Origin of the sequence: Nocardioides deserti, assembly GCF_014266025.1 — a bacterium.
Classification (GTDB): domain Bacteria; phylum Actinomycetota; class Actinomycetes; order Propionibacteriales; family Nocardioidaceae; genus Nocardioides; species Nocardioides deserti.
Genome location: NZ_JACMYC010000002.1, coordinates 278627 through 303729, shown reverse-complemented (window position 1 = coordinate 303729; position 25103 = coordinate 278627). Strand labels below are relative to the sequence as shown.

Here is a 25103-nt window from a genome sequence, read left to right as displayed (position 1 = left end):
CAGCAGGTGGCACCGGATCGCGAGCTAGCGGGTGAGGCGGCGGCGGGCGCGGGCCAGGAGGGACGGCGGCTCGGGGTGTGGCTCCGGCTCCAGCTCCGGCTCCAGCTCCGGCGCAGGCTGCCTTGGCTTCGCTGGGCCCGGCTTCGGCGGGGGCTGGTCGTCGGGCCAGGCCTCGGCGGGGTCGAGGGCGGGGCCGGCGGTGCCGGGGAGGCGGGGGCGCTTGAGGGAGCCGGCGTGGACGAAGCCGGCGTCGTCGGCCTCCAGCCACCACGAGCCGAACAGCTCGTCGACGACGTCGTCGAGGTCCTCCCCGGGCTCGGCGACGAGGCGGGCACGCGACAGGGCGGCGGTCCGCTCGATCCGCACGACCGCACCGTCGGGGCAGTGGACCTGGCGCAGGCCGTGGTGGGTGCGCTCGAGGTGCATGAGCAGCGCGGCGAGGGCGGGCCGCTTCGGCGCCCACCCGGCGCCGGGCAGGACCATCCGGAACATCGCCGGGCAGCGGCCCTCCGGGAGCGAGTCGAGGAACCGCACGCGGGGGTCGCCGACGTACGACGCGTGCACGAGGCGGGTGTCGAGCAGCGGGTCCGCGAGCGGCGAGCGTCGGTCGTCGGTGAGGGCGTCCCAGTCGCCGAGCAGCACCACCGACAGGTCGGCCAGCGTCGAGGCGAGCACCGCGTCGACGACCGTGCAGACCGCGTCGTGGGACTGGCCGCGGGTGTCGAGGACGACCTCGAGGTAGGGCACGGAGTAGAGCCGGCCCGGCCGCCGCTTCGGCCGCAGGTCGGGGACGCGGTCGGCGAGGTAGGGGTCGTTGTGGGCGTTCACGTCCTCGCGCTGGTTCATCACGTGCGACGGCCCGAGGTGCCAGCTGCGCGCGGCCCGGTCGGGGACGAAGACGGCGCCGGCCTCGGCGAGGCGGTAGCCGAGGTCGATGTCCTCGCCGAGCACCAGCGAGATGTCCATGCCGCCGGCGGCGTCGTACAGCGAGCGGTGCAGCGACGCCGTCGCCCCCACGTGCGTGCGCAGCGCCCGCGGACCGGCGGCGCGCAGGTCGTCGGTGCGGGCGTAGACCTGCTCGACCCAGTCGTGCGGCTCGTGCGGCTGCCCGTCGAAGTACGCCGCCACCGACCCGTCCGCGACGGCCGCCCGCACCGCGGCGGGACCGGCCGCGAGCACCGACGCCGGGTCGACGAACCACTTGTGCCCCAGCACCACCGCGTGGTCGATCACGTGGTGCCAGCGCAGCTGCGCCTCGACGTGCTCCCGCTCGGCCAGCATGTCGGCGTCGAGCCAGTGCAGGACGTCGCCGTCGGCGGCGAGCGCGCCGGTGTGGCAGGCGTTCGCACGGCCCCAGCCCGACCCGACCCGCACGATGCGCGTCCGCTCGGGCCGGACCTCGGGCAGCACCAGGTCGTCGGGGCCGTCGTTCGCGACGACCACCTCGAGCAGGTGGGCCGGGTAGGTCTGCGCGGCGAGACCGGCGAGCACGGTCGGCAGCAGCGCCTCGGCCCGGTACGCCGGGACCACGACGCTCACCGACAGCCGCGGCTCCCACGCGCCGAGCTCCGGCACCTCGATCGCGCTCCAGTCGTTGCGGCGCACCCGCGGCTGGCCCCTCATCGCGGTCCTCCTGCGTCCGGGGCCACGAGCGGTCCGAGGCGCAGCCCGCGCCACTGGGCGACGACGTCCTCGCGGCGCAGCAGGTCCCCCACGCCGGCGTGCCCGCGGAGGCGGGCGACGTGGCCGAGCCCGGAGGTGCGGTACGTCGTCGCACCGGCCGCCCGCCGCTCGTCGGCCCCGAGGCCGGCCAGGGCCCGGTCGACCAGCACGAGTCCGGCGGCCCCGGGGAACCGGTCCGGCCCGGCGACGTACGCCTGCGTCTCCAGCCGCCGGCGCACCGTCGTGTCGATCGCCTCGGCGTGGACGACCTCCGCCGGCATCTCGACCACCTCGGCGCCGGACCAGCGCCGCGCCCGGAGCAGGTCACGCAGCACGTCCGGCCCCCACCAGCCGTCCGCGGCGGTCTCGAGCACGACGTCACCGGTGGGGGCAGCGCCCGGCTCGACGACCTCGACCTCGACGCCGACCTGCAGGGCGACCTGGGCTCGTGCGTGTTCATCCCCTCCGCCCGTCAGCACCACGCTGACGGTCGGCTCGGAGGCGACGCGCAGGCCGGCGCCGGCGCCGACCAGTTCGCGCCACGCGGGCACCGCATGGGCGTCCTGCGCGGCGCGGCTGAGCAGCACGGAGCGGACGTCACGGTCCAGCGGGGCGGCGCCCGGCTCGAGCAGGTCGGCGAGCGCGTCGCCGAGGCGTTCGCGGGCCACGGGCGGCACTGGAGCGACTCCGACCAGCGGCACCCCCGCCAGCGCGAGGCCGGCGACCAGTCGCTCCGGCGCCGGCCAGGTGACGCGCACGGCCTCGACGTCGCGCAACGACGCCACGAGGGCGGCGGTCGGCTGCCACCCGGGGTCGAGGTCGACGGCCGGACGGGTGGCCGGCAGCCCGGAGCCGCGCGGGTCGAGCACGGCCTCGTCGAGCGGCCCCACCTCGAGGTCCGTCCCCGTCGGCACGAGCACCGGCTCGACGGCGAGGATCGTCGACGGCTCGGCGGGTGGGGCGGTCACGAGGGAGGCGGGCACGTCGTCCGTGACGACGTCGGCGACGGCCGGCAGCCCGAGGTCGAGCCCGGGCGCGGCGACCAGCCCGCCGTGGCCGGCGACGGCCGGCGAGCCGGTCCCGCGCGCCAGCGCGACCAGCACGTCGGCGACCGGCACGCCCTTGACCAGCTCGACCCGGGTGGCCGCGCCGCCGTCGACCAGGCGCACGTCCAGCTCGGCCAGCGCCGGCCACTCCGGCCGCGGGACGAGCGTCACCGGCGAGACCGCCGACCGCAGCACCACGGCGTACGACCGAGCCCGGCCGAGCGGCGGCAGCGCCGAGACCACCCGGCGCAACGCGGTCTCGTCGGCCAGGAAGAGCGAGACCGACGCCCACCCGCCGTCGCGCTGCGGGACCGACGCCGGGTCGCAGACCGTCACGCCGTCGCGCGCGCCGACCGCCGACGGGTCGTCGGTCAGCACCAGCGCCGGGGTCCGCAGGTCAGCGGGCAGCGACACGGCGGGCTCGGCGGGGGCAGGCATGGTGCTGAGTAGGGTACGGCCGTGCCGCCGCGGACCTCCGAGACCGAGGCGATCGCGATCGTCGCGGCCAGCCCGCTCCTCGACGTCGAGTGGTACGCCGCGCAGGCCGGCCGGGCGTTCGGCTCGCGGGCCGAGGCCGCCGAGCACTGGGTGCGGCACCGGCCCGAGGGCGCGACGCCGCACCCGCTCTTCGAGCCGGCCTGGCTGTATCCGCGCGGCCGGTGGGCCAAGCACGCGCCGGACCCGTTGAGCTTCTGGCTGGCCGACCCCGAGGAGCGGCAGCGCTCCCCGCACCCGCTCGTCGACCCCGACGTCACCGGTCCGCTCGAGGACTGGCTGCGCACCGACGACGCGGCACGGCTCCTCGAGCGGATGGCACAGCCGCAGGAGCGCGACGCGCCGGCGCAGGTCAGCGTGGTGGTCGAGGTCGAGGACCTGGCGCGGGCCGTCTCGTGGGCGCGCCACCTGGCCCGCAAGCCGGACGTGTGCGCCCAGCTGGTCACCGACGACCGCACCGCGACCCGCATCCTCGCCGCGGTGGTCGCCGACCTGCCGACCGTGCGGGTCGTGGCGGACCCCGAGCCGGCGGCCGTCGTGGTGGACGTCCGGCCCGAGGTGCGGCCGCCACGCTGGGCCTGGCTGCCGCCGCTCCTGGCCGCCCTGGAGGACGACGCCGTCGCGGTCGCCCAGCCGCTGCTGCTGGCGCCGGACTTCACCATCGGCGCCGGGCCGCTCGCCGGCCTCCCCGTCGACGACGCGGTCCGCGCCGCGCACGTCCCGCTCGCCGCTCCCTGGCCCGGGGCGCACGCCCTCCGGACCGGCCGGCGCGGCGAGGTCCGGCTCGTCCCGGAGTCGCGGCTGGTCCTCGCCGGAGAGAGCCGCTCCGTCGTCGTCACCACCGGGTCGGACGACGGGCTCTGGCGGGCCGCCGGGTTCGAGGCGCCCGGCCGACCACTGCGGGTCCGCGACGGGCTGGCTGACGGTCACCGCTCCCTGCGGTGGTCGATCGACATCGCGGCGCCGGCCGCGCCGCGCGGGCAGCGGTGGGGCGACTGGCACTTCGCGCGCTCGCTGGCAGCTGCCCTCGAACGGCGGGGCCAGTGGGTCGCGATCGACCACCCCGAGACCCGCGCACGGCGTACCCGCGAGCTCGACGACGTCACCCTCGTCCTCCGCGGCCTCGAGCGGGTCGAGCCGCCCGCGCACACCGCCACCCTGCTCTGGGTGATCAGCCACCCCGAGCTGGTCACGCCGGGCGAGCTGGCGACCTACGACGCCGCCTTCGCCGCCTCCGCGACCTGGGCCGCCCGGCACGGCATCGAGCCGCTGCCGCAGTGCACGGACACCACCCGCTTCCACCCCGACGTGGACGGATGGGCCCCCGCCCGAGGACCGCGCGCGCTCTTCGTCGGCAACTCCCGCGGCGAGCTGCGGTCCAGCGTGGCCGCCGCGCAGCGCACCGGCCTCGACCTCACCGTCATCGGCCAGGGCTGGCCCGACGACGTGCCGGTCGCCGCCGACCACGTCGCCAACGACGAGCTGGGCGCGCTCTACGCGAGCGCCGGCATCGTGCTCAACGACCACTGGGAGGACATGCGGGCCGAGGGGTTCGTCTCCAACCGGGTGCTCGACGTGCTGGCCACCGGTGGGCGGCTGCTCTCCGACGACGTGGCGGGGCTGGCGGACGTGCTGGGCGACGCGGCCGCCGCGGTGCGGGTGTGGCGGACCGACGAGGAGTTCCGCGCGCTGACCACCGGCGACCCGGACGAGCACTGGCCGGACGCGGCCGCCCGGCGGCGTACCGCCGAGCGCGTCGTCGCCGAGCACTCCTTCGACGCCCGCGCGGCGACCCTGCTGGACCGGGCGCTCGCGCTCGTAGACTCCCGGCCGTGACCGACACACCCGCCGCACTCGACCTCGCGGCCGTGCCGCTCCCGCCGTACCGGCTGCGCATGGGCGGCGCGCACTTCAAGCGCGACGCCGACTTCGTCGAGGCGGGCATCCGGGACGTCAAGCTGTTGCGCCAGCGTGCGGGGCTGGGCCGCCGCAAGCGGCTGCTCGACTGGGGCTGCGGCGCGGGCCGGCTCGCGATCGGCGTCAAGCACCTGCTCGGCAACGTCGCGGACTACCACGGCGTCGACATCCAGCCCGAGCTGCTGAACTGGGCCAAGGACCACCTCACCGACGAGCACACCCGGTTCACGCTGGTCGACCAGCACAACGCCCGCTACAACCCCGACGGGCAGGCGACCTACGACATCCCGGCGGAGCCGGGCAGCGTCGACGTCCTCTACTCCTACTCGGTCTTCTCCCACATGCTCGCCGACGACGTCGCCGGCTACGCGCGCACGATCGCGCGGATCCTCGCGCCGGAGGGCCGGGCGCTCATGACCGCGTTCGTCGAGGAGGACGTGCCGGACTGCGTCGAGAACCCCACCGACTACCTCAAGCTGGAGTGGAAGGGCGCGCTGCACTGCGTGCGGTTCGAGCGCCGCTACTTCGAGCGGCTGGTGTGGGACGCGGGCCTCGTCGTCGAGGAGTTCGTGCACGGCCGCGAGACCGACGGGCAGTCGATGTACGTGTTGGCGCGGCGGGACTCGCGGTGACCTCGACCGGCCCCGCGGCGGAGGGCGAGGAGCTGCGCTACCTGTTCGTCGTCACCTACGGCCGGTCCGGGTCCACGCTCCTCGCCGGGCTGCTCAACGCGATCCCGGGCTACCTCGTGCGCGGCGAGCACCGCGACGCCCTGCGTCACCTGTACGCCTACCAGCAGTCCCTGCTGGCCACCCGCGACGAGCTGGTCGCGCGGTACGGCGCCGACAGCCTGCGCAGCCGGACCCATCCCTTCTTCGGCATGGCCGACGTGCAGCCGCAGCGCACCGTGCGCGCGGTGCGGCACCTCGCGCTCGAGACCGTGCTGCGACCCAAGCCGGGCACCCGGGTCGCGGGGTTCAAGGAGATCCGCTGGTACCACGACGACCTCGAGGAGTACGTCGCGTGGCTGCGGAAGGTCTTCCCCGGCGCGCGGTTCCTCGTCAACACCCGCGATCACGCCGACGTGCTGCGCAGCAAGTGGTGGGCGCAGGGCGACCCGGTCGAGAAGGCCGCCGAGCTGGCGCGGATCGAGGAGCGCATCCTCGCCCTGGCCGCCGACCTCGGGGACGCGGCGTACCGGGTCCACTACGACGAGTACGTCGCCGACCCGGCCGCGCTGCGCGGGATGTACGACTGGCTCGGCGAGCCGTGGGACGAGGACTCGGTCCGCGCGACGATGGCGGTCCGGCACTCGGTCTGAGCCCGGACCGCCTACCCCAGCGACCGGGTCTGCGCGGCGATCACGTCGGCGTACCACCGGTAGGACCGCTTCGGCGTCCGCACCTGCGTCTCGTAGTCCACGTGCACCAGCCCGAACCGCTGCTCGTATCCCTCGGACCACTCGAAGTTGTCCAGCAGCGACCAGCAGTAGTAGCCACGGACGTCGACGCCGCGCTGCACGGCGGTCGCGACCGCGCGGAGGTGGCCGTCGAGGTAGTCGATGCGTGCCTGGTCGTCGACGACGCCGTCGGCGTCCGGGCCCATGTTGTACGCCGCGCCGTTCTCGGTGATGTAGAGCGGCGGGAGAGCGTGGCGGAAGCGCGCGCGGAACATGATCAGCCACTCGCGCAGCGCGTCGGGCACGACCGGCCAGCCGAAGTCGGTCGTCGGGTAGCCCAGCAGCTCGCGGAACTCGAACGGCAGCTCGGCGTCCTCGCCGGCGGCCGCGATCTTCCACGGGTTGTAGTAGTTGACGCCGTAGAAGTCGAGCGGCTGCCGGATCGTCGCGAGGTCGCCGTCGAGCACGACGTCCTCGAGCAGCGGGGCGAGGTCGACCGGGTAGCGGCCGAGCAGCATCGGCTCGATGAACAGGCCGTTCCACATCGCGTCGAAGAGCTTGGTCGCCCCGATGTCGGCGGCGTCCTCGGAGGCCGGCCACATCGGGGCGTGGTTGTTGGCGCAGCCGACGCTCGCCCTCACGCCGGACGGCACCGACTCGCGCAGCGCGATCGCGGCGCGGCCGTGCGCGAGGAGCAGGTGGTGGGCGACCGGCAGCGCGTCGAACATCAGCGCCTTGCCCGGCGCGTGCATGCCGATGCCGTAGCCCATCATCATCACGACGTTCGGCTCGTTGACCGGCACCCAGTGCTCGACCCGGTCGCCGAACCGCTCGCCGCAGATCGCGGCATACTCCGCGAAGCGGTCGATGGTCGCCCGGTTGAGCCAGCCGCCGTCGTCCTCGAGCGCCTGCGGCAGGTCCCAGTGGTAGAGCGTGACCATCGGCTGCACGTCGGCCGCGAGCAGCGTGTCGAGCAGCCGGTCGTAGAAGTCGATGCCCTGGGTGTTGACCGCGCCGGACCCGGTCGGCTGGATCCGCGACCACGACAGCGACAGCCGGTAGCCGCCGACGCCGAGGTCCTTCATCAGCGCGACGTCCTCGTGGAACCGGTGGTAGTGGTCGCACGCCACGTCGCCGGTCGAGCCGTCGTTGATCCGGCCGGGCGTGTGGGTGAAGGTGTCCCAGATCGACGGGCCGCGGCCGCCCTCGCGCGCCGCGCCCTCGACCTGGTACGCCGCGGTGCTGGTGCCGAAGCGGAAGCCCGGCGGCAGCTGGGGGAGGTCGGAGGAGGCGGGGGCCACGGGCACAATCATGGACGTGACGACAGAGATCCGCCGGGGTTCCGCCCGTTTCGCCAGCCGCTCGCCGGGGATGGTGACCTCGCACGCGTTCTCGTTCGGCGAGCACTACGACCCCGAGCGGCTCCGCTTCGGGCCGATGGTGTGCCACGACGACCACCACCTGGGCGCCGGCAAGGGTTTCGACACCCACCGGCACTCCGGGCTCGACATCGTCACCTGGGTGGTCACCGGCCGGCTCTCCCACCGCGACTCCTCGGGGCACGAGGCCGTCGTCTCCCCCGGCGAGGTGGCCGTGCTGGCCGCCGGCTCGGGCGTCGAGCACGCCGAGCACGCCACGCCCGACGGCCGGGCCCGCTTCGTGCAGGTCTGGCTGGCCGCCGACCCCGACCGCGCCGCCGACGACCCGACGTACGCCGTCACGCCGGTGCCCGCCTCCGCCGCTCCCGGCGGCGGGCTGGTCGAGCTGGTCGCCCCCCAGCCCGGCGCGGTGCTCTCCGTCGCGCGGCTCGACGCCCTCGAGACGCTGACCCTCCCCGCCGCGCCGCTCGTCCACGCCTACGTCGTCACCGGCGCCCTCACCCGCAGCTCGCTCGCCGAGCCCCTCGCCGCCGGCGACGCCTTCCTCTTCGCCGACGAGCCCGCGCACGAGGTCACCGCCGCCGTCCCCACCGAGCTGCTCGTCTGGACGTTCGCGGGTTGATCGGCTGTCGCGCTCGGGCAGGTGGGCCGGGCCGTCCCGGGGTGTCGGAGTCACCGGTTAACCGGTGACCCCTGCACATATCGGGGCAGATCTACCCCGATATGTGCAGGACTCCCCTGGGATGTCGGCGCCCGAACCGCCCCGGCGCAGACCAGCCCGCCCGCGACCGGCCCAGGACGGGACGGGACGGCTCAGCAGACGACGGAGACGGCGGCGGGGCGGACCTCGACGACGAGCGGGTCGCCGGCGAGCGGCGGGAGCGTGCCGAGCGGCTCGCCGTCACCACCGACGGGCACGCCGGGGCCGGCGGCGCGGGACGGGTCGGCCCGCAGCTCGACCCGCCGACCGCGGAGCACGGTGACCTCGGGGAGGTCGACGTGCCCGCCGTCGTACACCTTCGGCAGCGAGCGGACGAGCGCGGCCTTGGACGCGGCCTCGATGACGACGACGTCGAGGAGGCCGTCGGTGACCGAGGCGGGCGGGGCGATCCGCATGCCCTTGCCGTAGTAGGCGGAGTTGGCGACGACGACGGTCGCGGCCTCGAGCTCGCGCTCCTCGCCGTCGACGGAGAGGAGGTAGCGGGCGGGGGCGTAGGTGAGGAGGGCGCGGACGGCGGCGTAGGGGTACTGCAGCCGCCGCGGCAGCCGGTGCGCGCCGTCGACCAGCTCGGCGGCGCGGGCGTCGACGCCGCAGTAGACCGAGCCCGCGACCTCGCGGGGCGGGACGCCCGGGAACGACGCGCACAGCAGGTCGACCCGGCACGTCGAGCCGGAGAGCAGCAGCGCGGCGAGGTCCTCGGGCGTGCCGGGCAGGCCGAGCATCCGCGCGAAGTCGTTGCCGCGCCCGGCCGGCAGCACTGCCAGGGTGCCACCGGCCGCCGACACCTCGCCGGCCAGCGACGACAGCATCCCGTCGCCGCCGACCGACACCACGACGTCGCCGCGCTCGACGGCCGCGGTGACCAGCCCGGGCATGGACCGCGGTCCGGGTGAGTACGTCACGTCGACGGTCGCGCCGGCCTCGCGCAGCAGCCGCGCCACCGGCACGACCGCCTCGGGCGCCGCGCCGCCACCGGAGGCCGGGTTGACCAGGAACGTGAACGAGCGCTGCGCGCTCACGGGACCAGCACTCCCGGGTTGAGGACCCCGGTCGGGTCGAGCTCGGCCTTGACCGCGCGCAGCACGCCGACGCCGAGGTCGCCGATCTCGGCGGGCAGCCACGGCCGGTGGTCGGTGCCCACCGCGTGGTGGTGGGTGATGGTCGCGCCGGCGGCGGCGATCGCGTCGCTCGCGGCGGTCTTGGCGACCTGCCAGCGCTCCAGCGAGCGCGAGCCCCCGGCCGCCGCGACGGTGAAGTAGAGCGAGCAGCCGGTCTCGTAGACGTGGCTGATGTGGCACAGCACCAGGCACGGACCCTGCCCCTCGCTGGCGAGCGCGTCGACCAGCGCGGCCCGCACCGCGTCGTACAGCGCCGGCACCCGCGACCAGAACGTCGCCGTCTCCAGCGTCTCGACGAGGACGCCGACGTCGAGCATCGAGTCGCGGAGGTACGGCGCGTCGAACCGCCCGTGCGCCCACGCCCGGCCCGGCTCCTCCCCCAGCGGCATCCCGCCGAGACCGGTCAGCACCGACGCGACCGCGGTCCGCCGCGCGGCGACCAGCTCGGGCTCGCCCTCGTGCCCGACGACCATCAGGCAGCCGCTCGCACCCTCCGCTCCGATCGCGTCGGGCCGGGCCAGGTTGATCGCGGTCTCGTGCTCGTCGGAGAGCCGCAGCACGGTCGGCAGCAGACCCGCCTGCGCCAGCGTCCGCATCGCAGCCGCGCCGTCGGTGAACGACGGCCAGCCCCAGCCCTCGTAGACCTTCTCGGCGGGCAGCCGCCGCACCCGCACCGTCACCTCGGTGATCACGCCGAAGGCGCCCTCGGACCCGAGCAGCAGCTGCCGCAGGTCCGGACCGGCCGCGCTGGCCGGCGCCGACCCGAGCCGCAGCTCGCCGCGCGGCGTGGCGACGCGCAGCCCGACGACGAGGGCATCGAAGCGCCCGTACCCCGCGCTCGACTGCCCGCTCGACCGCGTGGCCGCGAAGCCGCCGATCGTCGCGTGCTCGAACGACTGCGGGTAGTGGCCCAGCACCAGCCCCTCCGCGGACAGGAGCGCCTCGGCCTCCGGCCCGCGCAGGCCGGGCTCGAGGGTGGCGGTCATCGAGGTGTGGTCGACCGCGAGCAGCCGCTTCATCCGGACGAGGTCGAGCGAGACCAGGCCGGCGTACCCTTCGCGGCGCGCCGCCAGCCCGCCCGTCACCGACGTCCCACCGCCGAACGGCACGACCGCGAGGTGGTGCTCGACCGCGAGGGCGAGGACGGCGGCGACCTGCTCGTGGTCGGCGGGGCGTACGACGGCGTCGGGCGCGTCGGAGAGGTCTCCGGCCCGCTGGCGCAGCAGGTCGGGCGTGGACTTCCCGCGCGTGCGCAGGCGCCGGGTGGCGTCGTCGAGCAGCACGTGCTCCGCCCCCACGGCCTCCCGCAGCGCGTCGACGACCGTCGGCCCCAGCGCGGACGGCGGGACGACCACGGCGGCGACGGCGGGCTGCTCGTCGATGCCGAAGACCGCCTCGACCAGGCCGCGGGCCGACGCGGGCAGGTCGGCGGCGCGGGCGGGGTCGCCCCACCGGCTGGGGTGCATCTCGACCGCAGGCAGCTCGACCGCAGGCGTCGCGATCGCGGGGGTGTCGTGCGTCATGCGTTACACTGTGACATATGACGTCACTTCGTCACAACGGTGCCGAGACCGGCGGACCTCGCGACGCGTACCTCGACGCGGCGCGGGCCTGCATCCTCGACCTCGGCTGGCGGCGCACGACGCTCACCGAGGTCGCCCGCCGCGCCGGGGTCTCCCGGATGACGATCTACCGGACCTGGTCCGACATGCGGCAGCTGCTCGCCGACCTGATGACCCGCGAGTGGACCGAGGTCGTGGTTGCCGCCGAGACCGACGACGGGTCGGCTCGACCGGCCGCGGAGAAGCCGGTCGTCGAGCGGCTGGTCGACACGCTGGTGCGCACGGTCAAGGTGCTGCGCGGCAACGAGCTGTTCGTGCGGATCGTCGAGCTCGACCCCGAGCTGATCCTCCCCTACCTCCTGGACCGGCGCGGCCGCTCCCAGCAGCTCATCCTCGAGCTGGTGGAACAGGCGCTGCGCGACGCCCAGGCCTCCGGCGACGTGCGCGCCGGCGACCCCGCCGCGATGGCGCGGGGGCTCGTGCTCTCCGCCCACGGCTTCGTCCTCTCCGCGCACACGATGGTCGACGACGACGTCTCCGAGGAGGCGCTCGAGGCCGAGATGCGCGTCGTGCTCACCCGGACGCTGCAGCCGTGACCGCGCCCGAGCAGAGGACGGAGCGGATCACCCCGGGCCTGGCGGACGCTCCGGGCGAGGTCGACCTCCTGGTGGTGGGGCTGGGCATCACCGGCGCCGGCGTGGCGCTCGACGCGGTCACCCGCGGCCTGTCCGTGCTGGCCGTCGACGCCCACGACCTCGCCTTCGGCACGTCGCGGTGGAGCTCGAAGCTGGTCCACGGCGGCCTCCGCTACCTCGCCAAGGGCCAGGTCGGTGTCGCCCACGAGAGCGCGGTCGAGCGCGGCGTGCTGATGGAGGTCACCGCACCCCACCTGACCCGGCCGATGCCGGTCGTCGTGCCGCTGACCAGCAGCGTCACCCGCGCCCAGGCCGCGCTCACCGCCGTAGGCCTGCGCGCCGGCGACGCGCTCCGCCGCGGCGCGCGCACCCACGCCGAGACGCTCCCGCGGCCCCGTCGCCTGTCGGCCACCGAGACGCTCGCGCTCGCCCCTGCGCTGCGGCCCGCCGGCCTGCGCGGCGGGATGCTGAGCTGGGACGGCCGGCTCGAGGACGACGCCCGCCTGGTGACGACCGTGGCGCGCACCGCGGCGGCGTACGGCGCCTCCGTCCGGACCCGCGCACGCGTCCTCTCGACCCAGCCGGCGAACGGCGGCACCGAGGTGCTGCTCCGCGACGAGCTCACGGGCGCCACGACGACGGTCCGTGCCCGGGCGGTCGTCAACGCCGCCGGCGTGTGGGCCGGCGAGCTCGCCGACGACGTCACGCTGCGTCCCAGCCGCGGCACCCACCTGGTGCTGCGCGCCGACGCGCTGCCGGGGCTCCAGGTCTCGGTCTTCGCGCCGGTGCCGGGCGAGACCAACCGGTTCGTGCTGGTGCTGCCCCAGCCCGACGGGACGGTGTACGTCGGCCTCACCGACGAGCCGGTCACCGGCCCGGTCCCGGACGTGCCGGAGCCGACCGAGCCGGAGATCGGGTTCCTCCTCGACGTGGTGTCCGCGTGCTTCGCCCGCCAGCTGCACCGCGCCGACGTGGTCGGCGCGTTCGCCGGGCTCCGCCCGCTGCTGGAGTCCGGCGGGCCGGACGGGCCGGGCGGTGGCTCGACCGCGGACCTGTCCCGCAAGCACGCCGTGCTCGTCGGGCGCGACGGCCTGGTGACGGTGGTCGGCGGCAAGCTGACGACGTACCGCCGGATGGCGCAGGACGCCGTCGACGCCGCCCTCGCGCTCCCGGCGACCGCCGGCCTGGCCGCCGGGCCCTGCCGCACCCGCTCCCTCCCGCTGCTCGGTGCCGCGTCCCGCCCGACGCTGGCGGCGCTCGAGCAGCCCGAGCGGCTCGTGCGCCGGTTCGGCACCGACGCCGCGCTGGTCCTCGGCAACGCCGTCGAGGTCACCGGCCTCGACGAGGCCGGGCTGCTCGCGCCGGTCGCCGAGGGTGTCCCGGTCACGCTGGCCGAGCTGGTCTTCGGGGTGACCCACGAGGGGGCGGCGGACGTCGACGACCTGCTGGACCGGCGTACCCGCGTCGGCCTGGTCCCCGCCGACCGGGCCCTCGCCGAGCCCGCCGCCCGACGTGCGCTCGAGCTCGTCGAGGAGCACCTGCGCGCACACCGATGAGTTCTCCCCTCGACGCCGGTCAGTGAGCGGAGCAGACTGACCGAGGTGGAGGCAGAGGGCATGACGGCGACGACCGTGACGGCAGCAACGACGAGCAACCCCGAGCTGAGCGACTTCCCGACGCTCACCGAGCGCTACCAGCGCGAGCTGCTGGCGCACTGCTACCGGATGAGCGGCTCGGTGCACGAGGCCGAGGACCTCGTCCAGGAGACGTTCCTGCGCGCCTGGAAGGCCTCGGCGGACTTCCAGGGCCGCAGCTCGGTGCGCACCTGGCTCTACCGGATCGCCACGAACGTGTGCCTCACCAACCTCGAGGGCCGGCCGCGACGCCCGCTGCCCGCGGGGCTCGGCACCTCCGACCAGATGGCCGGCGAGGCGCTCGAGACCGACCACGAGATCGCCTGGCTCGAGCCGGTGCCGGACGCCGCCGTCGTCGTCGCCGAGCGGGACTCGATCCGGCTCGCCTTCGTCGCCGCGCTCCAGCACCTGCCGGCCAAGCAGCGGGCGGTGCTGATCCTCCGCGACGTGCTGCGGTGGTCGGCCGCCGAGGTCGCCGAGGCGCTCGACACGACCGTCGCCGCGGTCAACTCCGCGCTCCAGCGCGCGCACGCGCAGATGAAGGACCGCGGACTGACCGAGGACACCGTCGAGCCGGACCTGACCGAGGCGCAGCAGCAGCTGCTGGAGCGGTACGTCGACGCGTTCTGGCGAAAGGACGTCGGCGCGATCGTCTCGATGCTGACCGCCGAGGCGACCTGGGACATGCCGCCGTTCACCAGCTGGTTCAAGGGCGCGACGAACATCGGCTGGCTGATCGGCAACGAGTGCCCCGGCGGCCAGCACGACATGCCGATGCTCGCCACCTGGGCCAACGGGCAGCCGGCGTACGGCCTCTACATGCGCACGCCCGAGGGCGACTTCACCCCCTTCCAGCTGCAGGTCATCGAGCTGGAGGACGACAAGGTGCGGCACGTGACGGCGTTCTTCGACGCCCGGCTGTTCGCGACGTTCGGCCTGCCCGACCGGCTGCCCGCCGACCACCGGCCCGAGGCCACCCACCCCGACGACCAGCCCGCGCCATGACCCGGGCGCTCGACGGCGCCGTCGAGCTGCTCGACCGGTCCCTGGCCTACGCCCGGGGCGCCCTCGCCGACGTCACCGAGGCCGACCTCGACCGGCGGACGCCGTGCATCGCGTGGACCCTGCGGGCGCTGCTGGCGCACATGGAGGACGCGCTCGACGCGTTCACCGAGGCGGCTAGCGGCGTCGTCCGGGTCGACCCGCCGCCGCCCACGCGGACCCGGGTCGACGCGCTGCGCGAGAAGGCCTGCGCGCTGCTCGCCGCCTGGACCCGCGCCGCCGCCACCAGTCGCGGCGGGTCGGCCCGGAGCTCGGTCGCCGTCGGCGACGCCGGCCTCGCCGGGCCGGTGCTGGTCGCGGCGGCCGCGCTCGAGATCACCGTCCACGCCTGGGACGTCGGCCGCGCGACCGGTCGCGGTCGCCCCGTGCCCGACGACCTGGCGCGCGGGCTGCTCGCAGTGGCCGGGGTGGTCGTCGACCCCGCGGACCGGGGGGTGCGCTTCGGGCCGGTGCGGCCCGTCGCCGACGACGCGACGTACGCCGTGCAGCTGCTGGCCTTCCTCGGTCGCGACGCCGACCTGCACCTGGCTGGACCACCCGCGGCGATGTCGCGCGAACCGGGCACGCGAGGAGGGCTCGCTTCCTAGGGTGGCCGCCGTGCCTCCGTCCGCAGAACACCTGACCAGCGCCGTGGACGGACCGGTCGACGAGGTGACCGCCCTGGTCCGCGCGGGGCGGGTCGTGGAGGCGCTCTCGGCGCTGACCCGGCTGCGCGGACAGGGGCTCGGCGACCGCGACGGGGTGCGGGCGGCCGCCGCCGCGGTCGACTGCCGGCTCGCGCGGGGCGACCTGGCCGACGCGGTCGGGCTGAGCGACCGGCTGGCGGAGTCGACCGCGAGCCCGGGCGACGTCGCCGCCTTCGCGCTGCACGCGCGCGCCGAGGTCTCGGCCGCGCTCGGCGACGCGGAGTCGGCACTGGAGGGCTTCCTCGCGGCAGGGGCGGTGCTCGTCGAGGCCGACCCGTCGCCCGAGCACGTCCTCGAGGTGCCGTGGCGGGCGGGCGCGGCGTTGGCGCTGGTCCGCACGGGCCGGTTCCGCGAGGGCGCCGACCTCGCCCGCGAGCACCTCGTGGTCGCGGAGGCCTCCGGCTCGCCGTACGCCGTGGCCGGCGCGCTGCGCACCCTCGCCACCGCCGACTCCGGCGCCCACCGCACCGCGCTGCTCCGCCGCGCCCGCGCCACCCTCGCCGACGCGACCGCGGACGGGCTGCCTGCCGAGCGGCTGGCCGCCCAGCTCGACACCGACCTCGCCGGGCTGCTCCTCCTCACCCCCGGCGCCGGCGCCGGCAGCCCCGCCGGCCCGGGAGAGGCGCTGGCGCTGCTGCGCAGCGCGGAGGAGTACGCCGGACGGCAGGAGCTGTGGCCGCTGCAGGGGCGGGTACGCCGCCTGCTCGAGCGGTTCGGCGAGCGGCCGCGCCGGGTGCAGTCCGAGGCGCTCGCCGCGCTCACCGCCTCCGAGCGAAGGGTGGCCGGCCTCGCCGCCGACGGCCTCACCAACCGCCAGATCGCCGAGGAGCTCGTCGTGACCGTCAAGGCCGTCGAGTGGCACCTCTCCCACGTCTACCGCAAGCTCGGCATCACGTCCCGGACCCGGCTCGCGGCCACCCTGGGCGCGCCCGCCTGAGGACGCGCCGGCCCCGCCTCAGCGCGGCGGCAGCCGCGGCGCGTCGGCGGCGACCCGGTCGAGGATCCAGGCCTGGACCTGGGCGTCGTCGGGGGAGAGCGCGTCGCTGATCGCGTGCGGGACGACCCGGCTGAAGTAGTCGGTGACCGGGCCGTCGGACTCGCGGACGATCATGCCGGCGGCCTGGCCGTCGACGATCCACGAGCCGAGCACCACGTGGTTGCCCTCGAAGACCGGCAGCTGGGTGTAGCCCTGGTAGACCCAGCCCTCGTCGCCGTACACACCGGGCATCCGGGTCTCGGATCCGTCGGCGAGGTGGATGCGGATGTTGTCGCCCTCGCGGCCGTGCAGCGGCTTGGCCACCCATTCGTCGAGGTCGCGCGGCTCGTCGAACCAGGCCGGCAGCAGGAGCCGGTGGCCGGGGTTGCGCTCCCACAGCACCGGCAGGATCGCCTTGGTGGAGAGCAGCACCTTCCACGGCGGCTCGAACCAGCGCACCGGCTGCCGCTCGGCGCCGTCGACGATCAGCCGGCCGAACTCCTCGCCGAGCATCTGCTCCCAGGGGTAGAGCTTGAACGCCGTGCGGATCGGCTGGTCGTGGGCGTCGCGGAACTCGCGGGCGTCGGGGTTCCACCCGACCTCCGCGATCGGCTGGGCATAGGCGTTGACGCCGGCCTGCACCGCGCAGTCCACGAGGTAGGCGACGGTCATCTCCATCTCGCCGCCGTCGTAGGAGCCCTCGTCGCCGAGGTCGAAGAGGAAGTGCACCTTGCCGTCGCCGAGGGCGCCGAAGTTCAGCAGCCGGCGCCAGGCGTTGACCAGCCGGTCGTGGACGCTGTTCCACTGGTCGACGTCGGACATCACGTCCTCGACCCACCGCCACTGCGCGACGCCGGTCTCGACGAGCCCGGTGGCGGTGTCGCCGTTGACCTCGAGCATCTTCACCGACCCGTCGGCGCCGTAGGCGAGGTCGAAGCGGGCGTAGATCGCCGGGTCGTTGCGTGCGATCGACTCCCGCACCAGCCCGAGCGTGCCCGGCGGCAGGCCGAGCCGCTCGTCGGTCATCGTCGCGGCCATGTGCCCGGCCGCGTCGACGCACATCGCCCAGAGCTCCTCGGTCGCGGCCTCGAGCATCTCGACCTCGTCCATCGTGAGCTCGTACCACGCGGACTCGTTCCAGTACGGCACCGTCGTGCCGTCCGACGTGGCCGTCGTCGGGTAGACCAGCCCCTGCTCGGTGACGATGCGCTCCCAGTCGGGGCGCGGGCGCGCCCGGTGGCGCCACATCAGGCGATGCTCGCGCAGACGATGAGGCCGACGCTCAGGGCGCTGGACGCGGCGACGTACGCCAGCGGGCGCACCGGGCCGGGTGAGGTGACGATCTTGCGGAGGTCGCCGGGGGTGATCGCCTCGATCACGAAGAACATCACCGCGTTGAGCACGATGCCGAGCGCGCCGAAGGCCAGCGTCCAACCGAGCGCCTCGCCGAGGTCGCGCGCACCGTTCGTCCAGATCGCGGTGAAGAGCACGGCGGCGTTCGAGACCAGCCAGGCCGAGGTGACGACGGCCGCGGACTTGCTCGCCGCGTGCACCGACTCGTCGCCGCGCTCGTCGACGCCGCGCAGGTGGCTGCCGAGGTGGCCCGGCGTGACCAGGTCGAGCACGTAGTAGGCCAGCACGAGCAGCGCGCCCGCGAGGACGGCGTAGACGACGGCGTGGCCGAGGGAGCTGAGCAGGTCCGACATGGGGTTCCTTGTCTGGTGGCGCGGGTGGTGGTGCGGCTGGCGTGGGGATGTGGGTCGGGCGGGGTCAGCCGGAGAAGCCGCGGTTGCTGCCGCCGAAGCCGCCGGTCTTGGTGGTCGACTTGACCGTCGAGCCGCCCGTGGAGGGGAGACCGCCGCGCTGGACCTTCCCGGAGAGCGCCGAGCCGTTCCAGGTGCCGCCGGAGACGGGCGCGCCGAGGGCCGGGACGCGCGAGCTGGCGCCGAGGTAGTACCAGAAGAAGCCGGTCCCGACGCCGGTGTAGTCGCGGTCGTCGTCGCACTGGTCGTCGTCGACGCGCTGCTCGGTCTCGGGGTCGACGCACACGGCCGCGTAGTCGGCCGAGGAGGAGGCGCAGCCGGTGAGGCCCGCGGCGACCACCGCGGTCACGCCGATCGCGACGCTCGTCGAGCGCATGCGGCGTCGGGTCTGGGTCATGCGGTCCTCCGAGAGTGTGGTGGAGCGGGTGCTGGCGGGGGTGCCGGTTCGTCGCGGTCGCGGGGTGCGGGTACCCAGTCTCCCAGCCGCCTCACAGCCAGGTCATCGACCGGCCGTGCCCGTGGGTGCAGGCGACCGCCCGCCCGTCGACGCCGAGCACGAACGTCGGTGTCGCCGGCGGCTCCGGCCCGGTCTCGGTGACCCGGGGCAGCACGTTCGGGCCCTCGTTGCTGATCCACCGGCAGGCGCCGGCCGCGACGAGGTCGGTCATCAGGTCGTGGAACCGAGCCCGGTCCTCCTCGACCAGGTAGGCCACCACCGCGCTGTGGAACACCACCACCGGGCCGTGCGCGGCCACCTCCTCCACCAGCGCCGGCAGGTCGGTCAGCAGGTCGCCCTCGCGCAAGTCGGGCGGATCGGCGCGGGCCACCTCGACCGCGCGCCGGAGCAGCTCCCGGCGGTCGTCGTGCTCGGGCCAGACGAGCGTCTCCAGCCAGCCGGTCGTGTCGGGGTCGCGCACGTCGAGCGGGTGCAGGTCCAGGCCGCCGCGCCAGGCGACGGCGAGCGGCGCGGAGGGGTACGCCGGCGGGCCGGCCGCACCCGGGTGCAGGTCGACGGTGCAGGTCAGCTCGCCGACGCCGGGCCCGACCCCGGCCGGCGGCGCCTCCGCCAGCGTGCGGCCCGTGGGGTCGGTCCACCGGTAGCCCCACCGGTCGGGGTAGAGGCACAGCCCGGCGCTCGCGCCGACCTCGACGAGCGCCACCGGCTCGTCGACAGCCAGGGCGGCGAAGGCCGGGACGAGGGTCGCCAGGCGGCGTACCTCGTTGGTCTGGGTGCGCCGCTCCAGGACCGTCGCCCGGATCGCCTCGGACGAGGGCCCGAGCAGCGCCTCGCGAAGCGCGGCGTACGGACCGGGAGCGGGTACGCCGTGCCACCGGGCCGCGGCCAGCACCAGGTTGGGCTGGGCCTTGCCCGCGGGGAGGGCGGCCAGCCAGGCCAGCACCTCGGGGTCCTCGGCGATCGCGAGCGACCAGTCGCGGAAGCAGGGCGAGTCGTCGGCCTCGCGGGCGAAGCGGAGGTACTGCGCGCGCGGCTCGGCGTACGGCTCCATCCCCGCATCCTGGCACCGCGCGCCCCTCGGCCGCCGGCCGCCCGAACCTCAAGGAACACCCCTGCTTCTCGACGAAGGCGGGACGCCCGGCCCGCGACACCCCACGATGGCGCCATGGCGACCTGGGGGGGGACGGCCGGCGGCGTGCGCTGCCCTGCTGGCGAACGACGACGACGTCCTGCTCGACGTCACCGTCGACCTGCCGGGCGGCCCGGTCCTACCGACCGACCTCGTGCCCGACCGGTACGCCCGGCTGCTCCGGCCGCTGGCGCTCGCGGCCCGCGCCGCCGTCGCGCCGGCGCTGGACCTGCCGGTGACGGTCCGGTTGCGCCAGGCGGGGCCGGTCGCCGACGTCTTCGCCTGGTGGACCACCGACCATCCACCGGTCCCAGGCCGCGACCCCCTCGCCCGCGGCTGGGACCGCTGGCTCGCCGCGCTCCCCTGAGGGTCCCTCAGCCGGCGGGCAGGGCGACGTACGTCGTCTCGAGGTACTCCTCGATGCCCTCGAAGCCGCCCTCGCGCCCGAAGCCACTGGCCTTGACCCCGCCGAACGGCGCGGCGGGGTTGGAGATCAGGCCGGTGTTGACGCCGACCATGCCGAACTCCAGCGACTCCGCCAGCCGGATCGTGCGGGCCAGGTCGCGGGTGTAGACGTAGGAGGCCAGGCCGTACTCGGTGTCGTTGGCCTTCGCCACCGCCTCCTCCTCGGTCTCGAACGTCGTGATCGGTGCGACCGGACCGAAGATCTCCTCGGCGTTGATGGCGGACCCCTGGGGCACGTCGAGCAGCACGGTCGGCGGGTAGAAGTAGCCCGGTCCCTCGTGCGGCTCGCCGCCGACGACCACGCGGGCGCCGTCCTGCACCGCGCCGCCGACCAGCTCGGTCACCGACGCCACGGCCTTCTCGTCGATGAGCGGGCCGACGTCGATGCCTTCGTCCTGGCCGCGGCCCAGGCGCAGCGCGCCCATCCGCTCGCCGAGCCTGCGGCCGAACTCCTCGGCGACGTCCGTGTGGACGAGGAACCGGTTGGCGGCGGTGCACGCCTCGCCCATGTTGCGCATCTTGGCGACCATCGCACCGTCGACCGCGGCATCGAGGTCCGCGTCGGCGAAGACGAGGAACGGCGCGTTGCCGCCGAGCTCCATGCTGACCCGCTGGAGCCGCTCGGCGGACTGGCGCACCATCACCCGGCCGACGGCGGTGGAGCCTGTGAACGACACCTTCCGCAGCCGGTCGTCGGCCTGGAGCGCCTCGCTGATCTCGGCGGCGTGCGTGGATGGCACGACGTTGAGCACGCCGTCGGGCAGCCCGGCCTCGGCGAGCACGGCCGCCAGGGCGAGCATCGTCAGCGGGGTCTGCGCGGCCGGCTTGACCACCATCGTGCAGCCGGCGGCGATGGCCGGGCCGATCTTGCGCGTGCCCATGGCGAGCGGGAAGTTCCACGGCGTCACGAACAGGCACGGCCCGACCGGCTTCTTCAAGGTGAGCAGCCGGCTGCCGCCGGCGGGGTTCGGCATGTAGCGGCCGTGGATGCGCACCGCCTCCTCGGAGAACCAGCGGAAGAACTCGTTGCCGTAGGTCACCTCCCCCTTCGCCTCCGCCACCGGCTTGCCCATCTCCAGGCTCATCAGCAGCGCGAAGTCGTCGGCGCGCCGGGCGACCAGCTCGAAGGCGCGCCGCAGGACCTCGCCGCGCTCGCGGGGCGCCGTCCGGGCCCAGTCGGCCTGCGCGGCGACGGCTGCGTCGAGGGCGGTCCGCGCGTCGGCGACCGAGCCGTCGGCCACGTCGGTGAGCACCGAGCCGTCGGCGGGGTCGAGCACCTCGAACCGGGCGCCGGCCTCCGCCGGTCGCCACCGGCCACCCACGAACAGGTCGCGCTGGGAGTCGTCGAGCAGGGGAAGGCGGTCTGGTCCGGTCATGGCGTGAAGCCTGTCACCTCGGCGTTCTCGACGAAATCGCTGACACCCCTGGGCCTGCGTGGAATGCTGTGCATGTCGACTTCGGAGGGAGCACCTAGAAGGCGGCACTGAACCCCTTGCCGACCCCATGCGGCGAGGGGTTCTCCCTTGTCCGCGCCGCGTTGTCCCCCACGTCGCGGCCGGCCGCACGGCCCGCCGACCCGGTCCTCAACCCCCGGGCCGGCGGGCCGTTCTCACGTCTCGCACGCTTCCGGGAAGCACCTCAGCGCGCCGCCCGCAGGAACGCCTCGAGCAGCGGCCCCGCGGTCCGGGAGCCCGACGCGCCGCGCTCGACGAAGACCGCCACCGCGAGGTCGCCCTGGGCCGCGGCCATCCAGGCGTGGGTGTCGATCCGGCCGTCGTCCTCGAACTCCGCGGTCCCGGTCTTCGCGATCACCGGCGGGCCCGGCACGTCGGCGAGCGCCGACCCGCTGCCCTCGGTCACCACCGCGCGCAGCATGGTCCGCAGCGCGGCAACCTCGGGCTCCCGCAGCGGCTCGACGCCCTCGGGCACGGCCACCTCGACCTGCTCGAGCAGCCGCGGCACGACCGTCCCCCCGGCCTGCACGCTCGCCATGACGGTCGCCACCGCCATCGGCGAGGCCAGCACGGCGCCCTGCCCGATGAGGTCCGCGGCGGCCCGGGTCTCGGAGACGGGCGGCTCGACGCTGCCGAAGTACGCCGGGAAGCCGAGGTCGTGGTCGACCCCGAGGCCGAGGGACGCGGCCGCCGCGGCCAGGTCGTCGGCACCACCCTCGCCCTCGCCCTGCCCGCGCTCCAGCCGGTCGCGCTGCGAGATGAAGGCGGTGTTGCAGCTGTTCGCCACCGCGGTCCGCAGCGGGATCCGGCCGAGCGCGGCGGCGGGGTAGTCGGAGTAGTTGGTGAACGCCCGGCCGTCGACGGTCAGCGTCGGCGTGCAGGGCACGGTGCTCGTCGGGTCGAGGCCGGCACGCAGCAGGGCCAGGCTGGTGACGGTCTTGAACGTCGAGCCCGGCGCGAGCTGGCCGTAGGTCGCGATGTTGTAGCCGCCGGCTCCCGGTCCGTTCGCCGCAGCCAGCAGGGCGCCGTCGCTGGGCCGCACCGCCACCAGGGCGCTGCCCGGCCCGACGTCGGCGAGCACGCGCTCGGCGGCCTGCTGCAGGTCGGCGTCGAGGGTGAGCGCGAGCTCCTCGCCGGGGGTCGCGTCGACGCGGAACACCTCGCGCTCCTCCCCGCCGGGGCCCAGCGCGTCCACCACGACACCCGGCGTGCCGCGCAGCTGGTCCTCGTAGCGGGCCTGCAGCCCCGAGAGGCCCGCCCGATCGCCCGGTTGCAGGGACGGGTCCTCGTCGACCATCTCCGCGGTCACCTCGCCGACCGTGCCGAGGATCGGCGCCGCGAACTCCCGGGTCGGCGCGAGCGGCCGCTCGCCCGGGATGCTGATGACGCTGTCGAGCGCACCGATGCCCCGCGCCACCGCCGGCGGGATCTCGCCACGGCGGTAGGTGATCGCCTCGACGAACGCCTTCTCCCCCGCCTGCCGCACCCGCGCGGCGTACCCCTGCACGTCGAGGCCGGCCAGCCGCGCCAGCCCGCGCGCGTCGGCCACGGCCTCGGCCCGGCTCGCCCGGGCGCGGTCCACGCCCATCGCCACGACCGGGCGCGCGGTCACCAGCGGGGTGCCGCCGGCGCCGGTGACGTCACCGCGGGCGGCCGCGATCGTCGTGCGGTCGAGGACCTCGTCCTCGGCCAGGCTCGGCTCGACCAGGGAACGTTCCCAGGTGACGCGCCAGTCCTCCTCCGCCTCCACCAGGGAGGCCTCGGACTCGTAGGTCCACGCCTCCTCGCCGTCGAGGAGCGGCCAGGTCCAGCCCAGCGTCGCCGTCGCCGAGCCGTCCTCGCCCTCGCGCACCTCGTCGACCTCGACGGTGGGCCGGAGGTCGTCGCCGACGCCGAGGCCCGCGACGACCTCGTCGTACGCCGCCTGCGGCTCCTCCGGCGCGTCGGCGGCGAACGCCACCTCCGTTAGGTCGCCGGCCGCCAGCGCGCCGGCGAGCGCCTCCGCGGCCTCGTCCGGGCCCGGACCGTCGTCGCCGTCCGCGCTGCAGCCGGTCGCGGCCGCACCGAGCACGAGGACGGCCGTCGTGGCGAGGCTCCCGAGACGTCGCATGCGGACCCTTCTACCAGGCCGCGGGGACCACCGGCCTCAACCGAGCATCGCGTGGATCTGCTGGCCGGTGGGGAACGCCTCGAGCCGGCCCTCGAGCAGGTCGGTGACGGCCGCCTTGAACCGCGGGCAGGTCGCGATGTCGTGCGCTCCGCACCGCAGCGCGTGCTCGGTCATCTCCCGCGAGCGCTCCATCTCCCGCATCCGCCGGTCGAGGTCGTCGAGGTGGGCCTGCAGCACCTGGTGGCGGTCGGCCGCCTCGGCGTCGAGCATCACCGCGATCTGCTCCAGGCTCATCCCGGCGGCCTTGCTGCGGAGGATCACCGCGACCCGCACGACCTCGTCCTGGCCGTACCGACGGCGCCCGGACGAGTCCCGCGCCGGGGTCAGCAGTCCCACGTCCTCCCAGTGCCGCAGGACGTGGGTCGCCAGCCCGAACCGGCCCGCCAGGTCACCCACGGAGAACGGCTGCACGCGATCACTTGACTTCATGTCGACATGAACTCACAGACTCGTGGCCGTGGACAAGTCACTCGAGAACCTCTACGACGCGGTCGTCGTCGGCGGCGGACCCGCCGGCCTCCAGGCCGCCCTCACCCTCGGCCGCGTGCACCGGTCGGTGCTGCTGCTCGACAGCGGCAGCTACCGCAACGCGACGGTCGACGCGATGCACAACTTCCTCAGCCACGACGGCACCCCGCCCGCCGACCTGCGGGCGGCCGTCCACGCCGAGCTCGCGGCGTACGACACCGTCACCGTGCGCGACGTCGCCGCCGAGCGGGTCCACGCCGACGGCCCCGACGGTGCGGGTCACGTGGTCCACCTCGCCGACGGCAGCGTCGTCCGGAGCCGCGGGCTGGTGCTCGCCACCGGGCTGCGCGACACGCTGCCCGACAAGCCCGGGCTGGCCGACCTGTGGGGGCGGGAGGCGGCGCACTGCCCGTTCTGCCACGGCCACGAGTACGCCGGCCGCCCGGTCGCCGTGCTCGGCGGCGGGCCGGCCGCGGGTCACCTCACCCGGATCATGGCCCCCGTCGCGTCGCGGCTGACCGTCCTCGCCGACGGCGCGCCCGTCGAGGCGGACCTGCCCGCGGGCGTCGAGGTGCGACCCGAGCCGGTCGTCGGGTTCTGCCGCAGCGCCGGCGGGGCGACCGTGACCTTCGCGGACGGCTCGACCGAGGAGCACGCCGGCGTCTTCGTCGTCCCGACCAGCACCCAGGCCGCACCGTTCGCCGAGCAGCTCGGCCTCGCGGTGCTCCCGTCCGGCTGCGTCGAGGTCGACGTCATGGGCCGCACCAGCCGCCCGCTCGTCCACGCCGCCGGCGACATGGCGCACACCGCGGCGCTGCCCATGCCGCTGGCGTCGGTGCTCATCGCCGCCGCCTCCGGCCAGGTCGCCGCCTCCGCGATGGTCGCGGCGCTGCTCTGAGCGGTCG

General features: G+C 75.5%; 23 protein-coding genes. 11 read left to right on the top strand and 12 right to left on the bottom strand.

The window, feature by feature from the left end; genetic code table 11:
* Positions 1–24 precede the first annotated feature (24 nt).
* Positions 25–1623, bottom strand: coding sequence for a glycosyltransferase family 2 protein (locus H7344_RS04810; RefSeq protein ID WP_186344863.1), 1599 nt, complete (start codon positions 1621–1623; stop codon positions 25–27).
* Positions 1620–3146: a serine/threonine-protein kinase gene (locus tag H7344_RS04805; RefSeq protein WP_186344862.1), complete on the bottom strand. Its 1527-nt coding sequence runs from the start codon at positions 3144–3146 to the stop codon at positions 1620–1622. Before H7344_RS04805 ends, H7344_RS04810 begins: the two co-directional genes overlap by 4 nt.
* 21 nt (positions 3147–3167) lie before the next feature.
* On the opposite strand from H7344_RS04805, the gene H7344_RS04800 reads away from it, so the two are divergent.
* From H7344_RS04800 to H7344_RS04790, 3 genes are read left to right on the top strand one after another with little or no spacing between them, the layout of a single operon-like run.
* Positions 3168–5039 carry a glycosyltransferase family protein gene (locus H7344_RS04800; protein WP_186344861.1) on the top strand — a complete coding sequence of 624 codons (1872 nt, stop codon included), beginning with the start codon at positions 3168–3170 and terminating at the stop codon, positions 5037–5039.
* A complete protein-coding gene (locus H7344_RS04795) occupies positions 5036–5752 on the top strand; it encodes a class I SAM-dependent methyltransferase (RefSeq protein ID WP_186344860.1) in 717 nt (238 codons plus the stop codon). Before H7344_RS04800 ends, H7344_RS04795 begins: the two co-directional genes overlap by 4 nt.
* Complete coding sequence (locus H7344_RS04790; RefSeq protein ID WP_186344859.1) at positions 5749–6441, top strand: sulfotransferase; 693 nt, start codon at positions 5749–5751, stop codon at positions 6439–6441. Before H7344_RS04795 ends, H7344_RS04790 begins: the two co-directional genes overlap by 4 nt.
* 11 nt (positions 6442–6452) lie before the next feature.
* Here H7344_RS04790 and H7344_RS04785 read toward each other — a convergent pair whose 3' ends face one another.
* A complete protein-coding gene (locus tag H7344_RS04785; protein WP_229707020.1) occupies positions 6453–7820 on the bottom strand; it encodes a GH1 family beta-glucosidase in 1368 nt (455 codons plus the stop codon).
* A gap of 16 nt (positions 7821–7836) precedes the next feature.
* Between H7344_RS04785 and H7344_RS04780 the strand changes: the two genes are divergently transcribed.
* A complete protein-coding gene (locus H7344_RS04780) occupies positions 7837–8520 on the top strand; it encodes a pirin family protein (RefSeq protein ID WP_186344857.1) in 684 nt (227 codons plus the stop codon).
* 191 nt (positions 8521–8711) lie between these two features.
* On the opposite strand, the gene H7344_RS04775 is transcribed toward H7344_RS04780, so the two are convergent.
* Together H7344_RS04775 and H7344_RS04770 are read right to left on the bottom strand one after the other, a co-directional pair.
* Positions 8712–9638: a diacylglycerol/lipid kinase family protein gene (locus tag H7344_RS04775; protein ID WP_186344856.1), complete on the bottom strand. Its 927-nt coding sequence runs from the start codon at positions 9636–9638 to the stop codon at positions 8712–8714.
* A complete protein-coding gene (locus tag H7344_RS04770) occupies positions 9635–11260 on the bottom strand; it encodes an FAD-binding oxidoreductase (RefSeq protein ID WP_229707019.1) in 1626 nt (541 codons plus the stop codon). Before H7344_RS04770 ends, H7344_RS04775 begins: the two co-directional genes overlap by 4 nt.
* 17 nt (positions 11261–11277) lie before the next feature.
* Between H7344_RS04770 and H7344_RS04765 the strand changes: the two genes are divergently transcribed.
* From H7344_RS04765 to H7344_RS21065, 5 genes are read left to right on the top strand one after another with little or no spacing between them, the layout of a single operon-like run.
* Positions 11278–11895, top strand: coding sequence for a TetR/AcrR family transcriptional regulator (locus H7344_RS04765; protein WP_186344855.1), 618 nt, complete (start codon positions 11278–11280; stop codon positions 11893–11895).
* Positions 11892–13490, top strand: coding sequence for a glycerol-3-phosphate dehydrogenase/oxidase (locus H7344_RS04760; protein ID WP_186344854.1), 1599 nt, complete (start codon positions 11892–11894; stop codon positions 13488–13490). The genes H7344_RS04765 and H7344_RS04760 overlap by 4 nt, the downstream gene beginning before the upstream one ends.
* Before the next feature lie 60 nt (positions 13491–13550).
* Complete coding sequence (locus H7344_RS04755) at positions 13551–14573, top strand: sigma-70 family RNA polymerase sigma factor (RefSeq protein ID WP_186344853.1); 1023 nt, start codon at positions 13551–13553, stop codon at positions 14571–14573.
* Positions 14570–15217: a TIGR03086 family metal-binding protein gene (locus H7344_RS04750; RefSeq protein WP_186344852.1), complete on the top strand. Its 648-nt coding sequence runs from the start codon at positions 14570–14572 to the stop codon at positions 15215–15217. Before H7344_RS04755 ends, H7344_RS04750 begins: the two co-directional genes overlap by 4 nt.
* A 10-nt stretch (positions 15218–15227) precedes the next feature.
* Entirely contained in the window at positions 15228–16253 is a 1026-nt protein-coding gene (locus H7344_RS21065) for a LuxR family transcriptional regulator (RefSeq protein ID WP_222130256.1), read from the top strand.
* 18 nt (positions 16254–16271) lie between these two features.
* Here the strand turns inward: H7344_RS21065 and H7344_RS04740 are convergent, their stop codons facing one another.
* From H7344_RS04740 to H7344_RS04725, 4 genes are all read right to left on the bottom strand, one after another.
* Positions 16272–17540 (bottom strand): glutathionylspermidine synthase family protein, encoded by a 1269-nt coding sequence (locus tag H7344_RS04740; RefSeq protein ID WP_186344851.1) that lies wholly within the window; start codon positions 17538–17540, stop codon positions 16272–16274.
* Entirely contained in the window at positions 17540–17998 is a 459-nt protein-coding gene (locus tag H7344_RS04735) for a DUF350 domain-containing protein (RefSeq protein ID WP_222130255.1), read from the bottom strand. The genes H7344_RS04740 and H7344_RS04735 overlap by 1 nt, the downstream gene beginning before the upstream one ends.
* A gap of 64 nt (positions 17999–18062) precedes the next feature.
* Positions 18063–18452: a hypothetical protein gene (locus H7344_RS04730; protein WP_186344850.1), complete on the bottom strand. Its 390-nt coding sequence runs from the start codon at positions 18450–18452 to the stop codon at positions 18063–18065.
* A gap of 91 nt (positions 18453–18543) precedes the next feature.
* Complete coding sequence (locus H7344_RS04725) at positions 18544–19563, bottom strand: DUF2332 domain-containing protein (RefSeq protein WP_186344849.1); 1020 nt, start codon at positions 19561–19563, stop codon at positions 18544–18546.
* Positions 19564–19669: 106 nt separating this feature from the next.
* Here H7344_RS04725 and H7344_RS04720 point away from each other — a divergent pair, with 106 nt between their 5' ends.
* On the top strand, positions 19670–20008 hold the full coding sequence (locus H7344_RS04720; RefSeq protein WP_186344848.1) for a hypothetical protein: 339 nt from the start codon (positions 19670–19672) through the stop codon (positions 20006–20008).
* Positions 20009–20015: 7 nt separating this feature from the next.
* Here the strand turns inward: H7344_RS04720 and H7344_RS04715 are convergent, their stop codons facing one another.
* The 3 genes from H7344_RS04715 to H7344_RS04705 form a co-directional block, all read right to left on the bottom strand.
* The gene (locus H7344_RS04715; protein WP_186344847.1) at positions 20016–21482 is read right to left on the bottom strand and encodes an NAD-dependent succinate-semialdehyde dehydrogenase; all 1467 of its coding nucleotides are present in this window, start codon (positions 21480–21482) and stop codon (positions 20016–20018) included.
* Positions 21483–21744: 262 nt separating this feature from the next.
* On the bottom strand, positions 21745–23670 hold the full coding sequence (locus H7344_RS04710; RefSeq protein WP_186344846.1) for a penicillin-binding transpeptidase domain-containing protein: 1926 nt from the start codon (positions 23668–23670) through the stop codon (positions 21745–21747).
* 36 nt (positions 23671–23706) lie between these two features.
* Entirely contained in the window at positions 23707–24141 is a 435-nt protein-coding gene (locus H7344_RS04705; protein WP_229707018.1) for a MerR family transcriptional regulator, read from the bottom strand.
* 46 nt (positions 24142–24187) lie between these two features.
* Between H7344_RS04705 and H7344_RS04700 the strand changes: the two genes are divergently transcribed.
* Positions 24188–25096: an NAD(P)/FAD-dependent oxidoreductase gene (locus tag H7344_RS04700; RefSeq protein WP_186344844.1), complete on the top strand. Its 909-nt coding sequence runs from the start codon at positions 24188–24190 to the stop codon at positions 25094–25096.
* Positions 25097–25103: the final 7 nt, after the last annotated feature.